Annotated in this window: 7 protein-coding genes; all 7 read right to left on the reverse strand. The window is 37.8% G+C overall.

All coding sequences use genetic code 11. The features are described 5' to 3' along the window. Positions 1-14: 14 nt before the first annotated feature. Positions 15-1,343 carry a phthiocerol/phthiodiolone dimycocerosyl transferase family protein gene (locus GNE10_RS24580; RefSeq protein WP_185567471.1) on the reverse strand — a complete coding sequence of 443 codons (1,329 nt, stop codon included), beginning with the start codon at positions 1,341-1,343 and terminating at the stop codon, positions 15-17. A gap of 38 nt (positions 1,344-1,381) precedes the next feature. Beyond that, positions 1,382-1,687, reverse strand: a complete 306-nt coding sequence (locus GNE10_RS24585; RefSeq protein WP_099067526.1) for a phosphopantetheine-binding protein — start codon at positions 1,685-1,687, stop codon at positions 1,382-1,384. Positions 1,688-1,810: 123 nt separating this feature from the next. Continuing rightward, a complete protein-coding gene (locus GNE10_RS24590; RefSeq protein WP_185567473.1) occupies positions 1,811-2,098 on the reverse strand; it encodes a 2Fe-2S iron-sulfur cluster-binding protein in 288 nt (95 codons plus the stop codon). Between the two features lie 139 nt (positions 2,099-2,237). Next, on the reverse strand, positions 2,238-3,536 hold the full coding sequence (locus tag GNE10_RS24595) for a hypothetical protein (protein ID WP_185567475.1): 1,299 nt from the start codon (positions 3,534-3,536) through the stop codon (positions 2,238-2,240). Between the two features lie 17 nt (positions 3,537-3,553). Continuing rightward, the gene (locus tag GNE10_RS24600) at positions 3,554-5,212 is read right to left on the reverse strand and encodes a PfaD family polyunsaturated fatty acid/polyketide biosynthesis protein (protein WP_185567477.1); all 1,659 of its coding nucleotides are present in this window, start codon (positions 5,210-5,212) and stop codon (positions 3,554-3,556) included. Positions 5,213-5,261: 49 nt separating this feature from the next. Next, positions 5,262-8,528, reverse strand: a complete 3,267-nt coding sequence (locus GNE10_RS24605) for a type I polyketide synthase (protein WP_185567478.1) — start codon at positions 8,526-8,528, stop codon at positions 5,262-5,264. Positions 8,529-8,640: 112 nt separating this feature from the next. Further along, a partial coding sequence (locus GNE10_RS24610; protein ID WP_185567480.1) for an SDR family NAD(P)-dependent oxidoreductase occupies positions 8,641-11,519 on the reverse strand: 2,879 nt, incomplete at its 5' end.

Below are 11,519 nucleotides of genomic sequence, written 5' to 3' on the forward strand. Positions count from 1 at the left end.
ACTATGTAATATTTTTAAATTTCAGAAGAACTATCTTTGAAATTGCAAATCTCAATAATATTAGATATGAGATTATCTACAAGATACTCCATAGTATTTTGGCTAATTGAAGGTTGAGAAAATGCAAAATTCAAAAGCATTTTTCCTTGGAATGTGGAAACATGAATTGAAAAAACACCTGCAAAAAGAGAATTAGAACTGATAAAACTAATTTCTTCGAGTTCAAAATTACCGTAATTTGTGGGAATATTAATTTTACCAACATTAGAAACAGATACGGTGGCGGCTATTTTTTTTGGATAAATACAACAAAGATTTATCAGATTTTTAGCAATTAAAATCATTTTAAAAAGTTCGCCATGCTTTTGACTAGCTTCCAACTGTTGTTTCACTTCTCTAGCTAGTTCCCAAAAGGAACTGTTTGGCTTTATGAGGTGGAATTGCATGATAGAAGAGGCTAAGATAGCTAGATTTTTATCACTAATTTGAGGTTGTAAATGTCTCCTCAAATCAAGATATGATAAGCAATTGACTCGTATATCTTTTCTCTGACCTTTAGTTATTGTTTTAGCTACAGTCAACATCATGGCAGCACATAACGCATTATGTACTGTCGTATTTTCTTCTCTACAACAATTTACAAATTTCTGAGTTAATTCTTGGTCAAGTTGTCTGTGGATAATATTGGAACTACGCTTTGCAATAGGCGCATACTTTTCAAAGCCTAATGTTTTTGGCCGGTTCCAAAGTTCTTTTAATCCCAGCTGCAACAAAAAAAATGTGCTATTTATCCTACCTTTCAATCCCTTAGCCCATTGAGGTATTAGTTCTTCAATGGGCGCAAGTGGAGTTAAACTAGTCACTGAATTAATTTGTTCGCCTGAGACGATTTTTTGGCAAAAAGTTAAAATTTCTGAGTGAAGTTGAATACATGATAAACCATCTGCGATCGCATGGTGTATTGTTGTCAGTAAATAGTTGATTTTGCTATCACCTAAAACATGTACAATTACCACTCGTAGTAAATTTTTACTACTATCAATTTTCTGATTCATTTCCTCAGAAACAACTTCTTGCCACTGGTGTTTATCTAACACTTTCACCAGGCGTAAAGGAATATCTGCTGTTCCTTGACTTTGAAAGCTGAGACTATTTTTTAAACGCACAATTCGACAATTCAGACGGGGATGGCGACACTGAATCATCTCTAAAGCCTGTCTCATAGTTTCTTCATAAATTAGCCCATTAATACAGCTAATAGTTACTATGTTCCAGGTTTTAGCACGGCTATTTAAAATTTCCATAGCCTCTTCAAGGCGTCCCAGCTTTCTGTTGTAAATCATTTTTATTTTTGATATCAGTTCAAGAACAGCTTTGAAGTTTAAATTTCAAAAATTTCTGACTGTGAAGCTTTAGATTCTTCGGCTAAGCGCTGAGATAATGTTTCAATTGTGGGGTAATGCCATAATAAAATTGGAGATAGTTCAAAACCAAATAATTTCTCGGCTTTGCTCACAAGAAGCATTGCTTGTGCTGACTCTAAACCATAACTATCTAAAGGCTGTCGCACATCTATATCTTGAGGTTCGACTCCCAATTGCTCTGCAATATGAGAGACTATCCAAGCTTGAATTTCTTCTGCGGTATAAGACTGCTTTTTAATTGTTTCAGGAGTAGACTGACTCATGTTCACACCTTTAAATTTACGAGAAAGATTGAGTTCGTACTATTGTTTTTTATCTAATTTGGGCACTATTTACTGATGCTCAAAAAAATACACCTATTTAATTGTTGTCAAGTATATATTTGGTTAATTCGCTACCCGAATCTGAATATCACCTTGCACTATACATTGACAAGCTAGGCGAATGTTGGGATTATCTGGAGCCAACACATCAAGTAAAATCTGCTCCTCATCCATCACAGGAGCTAAATTTTCTATGCCACTTACAACTTCAATGAGACAGGTTCCGCAAGCAACGCTACGACAACCAAAAAAAATTGAACTAGGATGTTCGTCACAAATCTTAGTTAAACGCTGATTTGCTTCGACTTGTACAGTTTTATCATCATCTTCAAAATGAACAGACACTCTCATTTCTAGATTTACCCTGATTCTGAAAAAAGTTAAACGATTCAGCCCTAAAAAATCAAGAGCCAGAAATTTCCAGTAATCTATCTAAATATTATTGCTATATTCTGCGAAGAAAATTCTGACTCTTGAATTGTGACAATCATTAGGCAACTTCCACAAGTTTTTGAATTTCTTTAATTGCCAGAGCATCTTGATAACGCTCATAGCGATTGCCTAATTTAGTTTTATTTAATTCTAATCCCAGTTCTTTAATCAAACGCTCTAGCTGCTGAGATTTGTATTGCCAACTTTTTTGTTCCATGTAACCAATAATATTTCGCCATTTTGGACTTAACTGTCTCCAAGAATCAACTAATTGATTTATATCTACCTGTTTATCAGCTAATTCTTTATGGTGCAGAGACATACGCAGTGAATTTAGCCCAATTCTAGTATCAGTTAATAACATTCCTTGGGCAGTAAGATCTAATTTCTCTAAATAAGTGGTGAAACTAGCATTAATATAGTCTTCCACAATTATTTGTAGAAAATGTCTCACAAAATCTTGAGCCTCTGGAGGAGCTACTTTATACAATTCTACCCCTAACTCAAAAGATGTCGTGTAGTGACGTGCTTCATCTGTTAAATGACCTTGATTTAATTCCACAGCTAATGGTTCATAATCAAAATCTTCGGGAGAATCAAATAAATATGCTTCGCTTTTTTTTAATTCCACATTAGCCATGTACCTATACAACAAAGTAAAACCACCCAAGCCACTTTCTTGGACTTTTTCGGCGGGTAGCATTCTCATGGCATCCCCAATCAGAAACCGTAAAACTCGATATGTGAAATTTTTATCTCGCTGCTGTGTTTCTTCCACTATTTTTCGCAGAAAGCTTTTTCCTTTTTGCAGATTAGACAAAATTCCATAAAAGCTTTCATCAAAAGTAAAACGGGTCTCGAATTTTTCAAAATCTGATTGGGGTATGACACCAACAGTTCCATAGAAAAAACTAGGCTCATCAAAGGAACTTTGAATTCCTAATTCTCGACAGACCATATGATATACGGTTCTAAAAGACCAAATATGATCCATTTCTTCATTAGTTTCCTGATGAAGAATCATAAATTCGTCTGAGTAAAGAGCAAATACTTTCTCAGCAATACTCATATTGGATATCAAAGAATGATATTCACTATTGGCGACGTACTTATAAAAATTGGCAAAGAAAGTTGCTGATAAAATTGCTTTTTGGCGACGATTAAAAGAATGTAGATATTCACAAACTGGTACGGGTAAAGGCAGCATTCCAGGATGGGAATAGAGCTTTTCTCCTTGAATACCTTGTTTACTCATAGCTATAGCAATGGGTTTTAACTCCAAAGCATGACTATGTGCTTGCTCAAAAAGCCTATTTTGAATTTTGGGAATTCTGCGATCGATTTGAACAGTATTCATCTGATTTTCCTCCTTTATTAAAACTGAATTGGACGATATTCACTATAGGAAGCCGGCATTTGTAAACCCTGAATTTTTAAACTTTGAATTCGGTATAAAAATGCTGCTCCAGTCATAATTTGATTAGCAACATCAACTACATGGCGATTTTTCGGATCGGATAAATAAGAACCTCTAACCCAGTCATTGAAGCTACCCATAGCCGGGCCACACCAGATTTGATAATCCATTTCTCTTCCTTGTTCGCCAAAATTAGACCAACGAGATGATAATCCCAGATACCAGCGAAAAATTAAAGCCATTTTTAATTTGGGATTGTTAATAGCTTTAGCTAATTTATCAGGATTGCGTTGAGACAAATAAGTAACTGTTTCTTCCCAAACTGCTGCTAAACTTTTTCGCAAAACTTGTTTTTCTAATTTGTCTCTTTCTGCAACAGGAATATCTTCGATTGAGTCATAATTTTTGTATAATTCAAACAATTTTTGCGCTCGTAAAGGAAACAAAGTTCCTCTTTTGAGAACTTGCAGTTTTACTCCCATTTCAAACATATCTGCTGCGGGAGCCATCATCACATCGGCCATCTCGGCTTGAGCCAGCAAATGTTTTGTATGTTCAGAAGTTCCGGCTTCAATACAAGATTGATTAATTGAGCCAGTCACAACATAAGCAGCCCCCATCATAAAGGCAGCTAAGGCTGATTGTGGTGTGGCGATTCCCCCTGCAACTCCGACTCTAACCGGTTTTTCATAACAATATTTGTTTTGAATTTCATCTCTTAATTCCAAGATTGAAGGTAACAAACAAACTAAGGGACGATTATCTGTATGACCGCCAGAATCAGCTTCTGTTGTAATATCATCAGCTACAGGAATTTTTTCAGCTAGCCTTGCTTGTAATTCAGTGATTAAACCTTGCTCAACTAATTGTTTTAAAATTTTAGTGGGAGCAGGTTGAAGAAATTTAGTTGCAACTTCTCTGCGAGAAATTTTGGCGATGATTTTATTTTTGATTTCGATTTGATTAGCTGCATTCAAACCAAGCCCAGCAGCCCGGTAATAGATGATGTTGTCACTCAAATCTAAAAATGCAGAAGCTTCTATTGTTCTTACCTGATATTTAAGATACAAATCAACTACACCGCGTTCAATAGCAGGTTCGCTAGGACTGTGGAGTAAGTTAAAAGCATAAGACCCTTCAGGTAAAGCTTGTTGAATACGGTTAATGGCTCCTTCAACACGACTAGGAGACAAACCACCAGCCCCGAATGAACTTAATATTTTTTCTTTACCAAGAGCAATTACCAGTTCTTCGGAAGCAATACCTTGAGCCATCGCTCCTGTGGCGTAAGCATATTTTACACCATGAGATTTGAGAAAACTTGAATCGCCTAACTGTTGAGTTGATATTGGCGGAACAGCGATTATGATTTCTGCTTGTTCAGTTTTTTCTTGGTTATGAGGATATAAATAACCTTCGTTAGTCGCACCAATTTTGCCTTCGTTTCTAATAATATAGCAAGGTTTATCTAGATTTAGCAACTTAGATTTTATGCCTGTTTCATGAAAAGATACAGAATCTAAAGTGCCCTGCCATATTTGATGAGAACGATGGGGAAATTCTGAGATTTTGAGATAATTACCATTTTTATGTAAGACATTATTGGTACTAATCATGTTTTAGCCTTGTGTCTGGGTAATATAGCTGAATAAAAGTATGGAAATCTCATTCTTGAAATAACTTTTGATAGCAAGCTATTTGCAACTGAATCATCGCGCTGATTTGTTTGAGTGACTCCTGTCGCAATTGTAAAAAAACAGTATGGGCTTTGGTCATCTGGGAAGCATTTTCGCTGAATTTTTGATAAAAAGGACTGCGTAAATTCAATAACTGGGATTGCTCATCAACTGTATAACTGGTGAAGTTATATTGATGATTTTCTGCTATTACTGTGCGATTTTCCTGAGTGGGTGATTTTTCTACAGTCTGCAAATTGTTTTCTTTTAGCAACAACTGAGTAGATTGGCTACTTTTGGGAAGATTTATTTGTTCTGAAACATTCTCTAATTCTTGAGAAAAATTTTCCGCATTTTTGATGGGAGCTTCTGTAAAATAAGCATTCATTGGCGTTGATTCCTTGAACTCTGGTAGTGTATATTGCTGTTGTTTGACATTAACGGAGGGATGCAAATTGATATCTCCAACAATTTTTTGATTGTTCTTTTTTAAAAATGTGTAATTAACCTTACTGCTGTCTAAAGTTATATTGGTAATTTTAGACTGGCTGTTGGGGAGATTTTTTTGTAAGGGAGAATATAGTGATGATAAATCTAGATGAACTCCATAACTAAGGAGTTTTGCTAAAGCTTTAATCAAGGAAGTATGATCGTCTATACCTCTTTTATTAAGTGTGACTGTCAGGTGTTGTTTTTGATTGAGGACTTTATCAATCCATCGAGAACAATTACTACCTGCGCCTACTTCAATAAATATGTTGAAACCATCTTGATAAACGCGATTAATTAACTGAGGAAAATTAAGCTGTTGACAGAGGTTTTTAGCAAGATTGTGAGCAACAGAATGACTGTCTAGTTTAATGGGTTTATACTCAGCTGCGGAATAAAAAATAGTCTCTGGTACATTTTGAATAGGTAATGTATTTAATCTCACAAGTTCATCGTACTCAGAACACATTGGTTCGCAGTGAATCACATGAGTGAAAGGAGCAGAAAAGGCATCACAATTAAGATTGTTGATTACCCGCTGACACCCTTGGATATCACCAGCGATCGCCACTTCTTCTGTAGTATTAATTAAAGGCAAATAAACTCGCTTTTCATGTTTAATTGCTTCTCTCACACGAGACACTGGACACATAACAATATAGTTACGCCAGAAATCTTCATCTTTTTCATCTTCTGCTGGAGATAATCCCCAATAATCCCGCACAGCATTTTTCGGCCCAGATAACCTTGTCTTCAATAAAGATGATGAATTAAAGCCTTCACTACCTTCTTGAAACTGAGTCCACACACCTTGAGCCAACATCATACTAATTTCGCCCAGGCTATAACCAAAAGCACATTCAGCCTTTAGTTGAAAGTAATTTTTCAAAATTGCTGTCATCAGTCCAGCACAGGCCATTTCTGATTCCAATACTGCTACTGAATCATTGAGAAATTGTTTTTCTAAAACTTCTAATTGCCTATTGGATAATTTTTGTAAACTGCGGGGATAAATCAGCTTTTCTACGTTGGCTACACGCTTATAAATGCTACCGATGAGGGGGTCATCATAAAGTTGAGGAAACAAACGAAACAAATTTCGACCTATTCCCAAATAAGCACTAAAAGCACCAGGATAAACGAAAGCGACTTTAGCTTTTTCTTTCAGTGGTTTAGCTGTAAAATAACTACCTAAAGGAGTTTGCCAATCTTTCCCAGTCTCGAAGGCATTAGTAATACCTTTGAGGGAATGCTGAATTTCTCGTTGCAATTCATCTTCATTGTGTCCGAGAATTGCTACAACATAAGTCGCTGGTTGACGCTGTTGAAAAGTTGCAAAAGTCTCGCTAGCAGCAGCAGAGAGGGAAGAAGAATTTTTAAGAGTTTCTTGGAGATTGTCGATTTCTATTAATAAAGTTGCTTGGTCGTCAGCAGCGATCGCAAATAAATAATAAGGCATTTGCTCTAAATATTTGCTGCTATAATGCTTCTGACTGACTTCCTCAGACAAAATTAAATGTGCATAGCTACCGTCTACCTCTATTCCATTAATGGCAGCAATTCTTTTAATACTTCCTTTTTCTAGAAACCAAGGTTTTGATTCAGTGGCCACATAAAAAGGACTACCTTGCCAAACCTGTGGCATTTTAGGTTTAGACCAATTGGGAACTGCGGGAATATAGCGATGATATAAACATAATGCTGTTTTGATTAAACTTACTATTCCCGATACAGCATAGGTATGACCGATATTTGCTTTGACACTGCCAATTGCACAAGTTAAATTGACTTCGGATGTACGATAGGCCGCAATCAAACCTTTAATTTCTAACTCATCTTCCTGGGGAATTCCACTACCAACAACTTCTAAATAATTAATTTCTTTTGGTTTGATATTTGCCAATTCCAAAGCGAACTGACAAGCTTGTGTAACTGCTGCTTGGGGACTGGCATTGATTGAATTTTCCACGAGACTGAGGGCGTCAATTGTTGCATAGATGCGATCGTTTTCTTGTTTTGCTGTTTCGTGGAGTTTTAAAACTACAGCCGCCGCACCTTCACCTACTATCCAACCATTGACATTTTCATCAAAACTGAGAGTGTTTACCCCCGTGTTGACTTTTGTAATTTGATTTCGGCAAAAAACACTAGCACCATCCCCAGCCAACTCCACTGCACCAATTAAAACAGCGTCTACTTCTTTAATGGCCAGTAATTTTTGTCCGAGTTCTAAGGCTTTGAAAACAGAATTTTCTCTGGCATTTAATGTAAATACCGGGCCAGCAAAATTCCACAATTTAGAAACATAATTAGCTAAATTGTTTTCGATGTAACTTTGATTAACTTCCGTTTCTGGAAGTTGATGAAAAGTCAATTCTGTAGCCGTTACCAAAATAATTGCTATTCTTGTTCCTTGAGGAAGTGCGGCATCTTTCAAAGTGCGATCGGCTACCTCAAGCATCAACAAATCTTGAGGATTAAAATTCTCTACTGTTTCTGGTGGGATTCCCAAACGCAAAGTATCAATTTCAAAATCTTGGATGTATGCGCCTAATGGTGCGAAATCTTGATGTAAATTAGAGTTTTTTAGAAACTTTTGTTGTGTTTCTATTCCTTGCCATCGCTGGGGAGGTATGGAAATAAAATGCTGAGTTCCTTCATAAATACTGCGTTCAAAGATATCTAATCCATTACAACCACCGCCTAAATAGCAATTCATTCCCACAATCGCTATTTTAGGAATTTTATTTCTGGCAAATTCTTCCATCACCTATGTCCTCAAGCTGATTTATGGATTTTTTGGTGTTGCTGAATCCAGGAAAATATCACCAAAAGGTAGAAAGATTCAGCAACCTCCGTTTTGTAGTTGCGGATTCTATTTAGATTTCATCTAGTTGCTTGGGCAAAATAGTTCCTTTAGCTCCTAGCATTTGGGTATATATTTTTCCCTGGGCATCGTGGGCGATGACATCAACAAGTAAGCTTGATTCTGTCTTGGATTTGATTTGGCAAGAAACGTAAAATGTTTCGTCAAAAGGAACAGGTAGGAATTGTTCAAAGGTTGTAATTTCTGAAGGTAAGCAAGCTACTTGATGAAAATGTTGCGACCAAATCCAGAATGCATGAATCTCCACATCTGCAATGTAGGGATTAAATGTTTGAACTGGGAATTGTCCTTGTTGTTGTTCTTTTGGTTCTGGCAAATAGCATTCTATGGTAATTTTGTCCAAATTGGCATTTAACACTGATTTCACACCTTGAAATGTCGCTCCATGAAATAAAGTAGTTGTGCCATTTTGGTAAAGTGATGAAGTGGTAGCGGTGATTTGATTATCCTGGCTTAAATTGATGAATTCATGTATTGGAGCATCAGGAATTTCCCGCTTGAGTTTCATTTGACTGCTGAAATGATAGCGAATTTTTCCTTCAGGGGTTTTACTCCAGATTTTGGCATCAAAATCTATTTCAGAAATACCATTTTTAGCAACTTCTCGCAAATCTAAAGTATATTCAGTTGGCAAATTTTCATCGAAAATTAGCCCCTTCAAAACTTTATAATTTGTGCAACTAAAGGCTTTGTAACCTGGATACAGTTGCTCGCAGGTATTAGCAATCCATAATAGTCCACAGGTGGCTGGTAAAACTGGATAACCGGCAATTACGTGGTCTTGTAAAAATGGATTGGCTGCTAATGTCAGGTGTCTATGGATGCGAAAAGTTTTTAACTCACTTGATAATTTATCTGGGATATATACCAAGGGACTACCAATCAAAACTTGCACAATTTGTTGATTGGCACTCGCTAGTTCATCCGCCAACATTTTTGTGCCAATTTCAATGGGAATGGTCTCAATATTGCGTTCGGCAAAAGCTTGCTTTAATTCTGGAGAAACCATACCACTATCCCAGGGGCCCCAGTTAATGGCTACCACATGACAATGGGGATAATTGAGTTTGAAAAGGTGGGCTGATTTGTTGAGAATTTCATTAGCGATCGCATAATCAGATTGTCCTACATTTCCGTAGAAACCAACTACAGAAGAAAACAAAACTAAATGATTCAATTGATTCGGCGATACGCACTGCAATAAATTTTCTAAACCTTTGACTTTGGCAGCATAAACTGTTTCAAAATCCTGGAGTGATTTTTTCTCAATCCGCTTATCAGCTAAGTTACCAGCCCCGTGAATAATTCCGGTTATCGCACCAAAACGCTCAACTACACTAGCAACTTGTCCAGCAAGACTTAATCCATCGGTGACATCCACACTCAAATATTCAGCTTCTCCCCCCGCCTGTTCAATAGCTTGTAAAGTTGCGGTAATTTCTCGACTAGATGAAATAGCATTGAATCTTTTCTGCACCATTGCAGGTGTCGGTTTGTCACCCCTAGCTATGAAATCCTCCATAATCCGCTTTTTCAAATCTGCTTCACTCAAGTAGCCCTCAGTCCATACGGGTTCTGCACCGGCGGCGGAACGACCTAAGAGAATAAATTTGCATTGATAACGCTGCGCTAACTCGATGACACATTGGGCTGTTATCCCTTTTGCACCGCCACTTACGAGAAAAACCGATTGGGCATTGGGGAGGCAGTGCGGTCTTGGGGTCTCCCCAAGTGGAGCAACTGCCGTCATTGGAGAAAACTCTTCCCCAGTTCCCTGTACTAATGTGCTTCGTCCTTGTGGGCTATATCCGACTTCCACGACTAAAAGATTGGGGTCGTGGAGTTCGCCAAGGATATACTGTGCTGATGTTTGAGGATCTAAATCAGGGCTGAGGTCAATGGCTCGACAAAATACACTTTCCCATTCCTGGTTCAAAGTTTTAGTGAGTCCAAACAAGCCAGCGCCAATTGCACCAAAGTTAGTTTTTTGTCCCAGTCCAAACTGGCCATCAAGACGAGCCACAGTTACAAAACAACTACGTCCTTGAGTCGCTGCTTGATTGAGTGGTTCTTTGAGATATTTCGCAATCAGAAAGACGTGGCGAAGAATAGCTTTTTCTGATTCCAGATAACGGACGTGATTGTCACTATCTTTGTGATTTGAGGGATTGAGATGGATAAAAGCGGCGATTTGACCATAGTTAGTAGCGATCGCTGTTAACTGTTGTTGTAAATGTTCTTCTGTCAAATCTGCAAGTACCACCCGATTAATTCCTTCAGGTAAAGGCAATTGTCCAGGAATCAAACTTTGGGGAAAACTCAAGACAACAACTTTCCAACCACGCTTGTACAAAATCTCAGCCAGTTTCGCCGTGGTCACAGAACCATCATCCGTAAGCAAAGCAATATGCCCATCCGGTAAAGTGAAATCTAAAACATCAGCTTCCGGAAGATATTTTAGTCTCACAGGACTGCGAAGAATTCGGGAATGGGGCATGGGGAGAGACAAGGGAGAAAAATTGCTACCTTGTCCCCCTTGTCCCTCCTGTATATATCCAAGAACTTGCCCCAAGGTAGACACTTGAGCCAATGTTTCTACACTCAGTTTCGGCAGATTGGGATATAGTTCTGACAATGCTCCTTGAATTTCCACAAGTTTGACACCATCAATTCCCAAATCTGTCTCCATATCCATTGACAGATCTAACATCGTTGTTGGATAGCCTGTTTTATCACTCACGACATTGAGAAAATTTTGAGTGAATTCAGGATCTACTGAATCAATAGATGAAACCTCTTCATGTCCCCGCGTCTCCACATCCCCGTGTCCCCGCGTCCCCACATCCCCGTGTCCCCGCGTCTCCGTGTCCC

It is taken from the genome of Nostoc sp. 2RC, assembly GCF_014222165.1.
GTDB classification, from domain to species: domain Bacteria; phylum Cyanobacteriota; class Cyanobacteriia; order Cyanobacteriales; family Nostocaceae; genus Nostoc; species Nostoc linckia.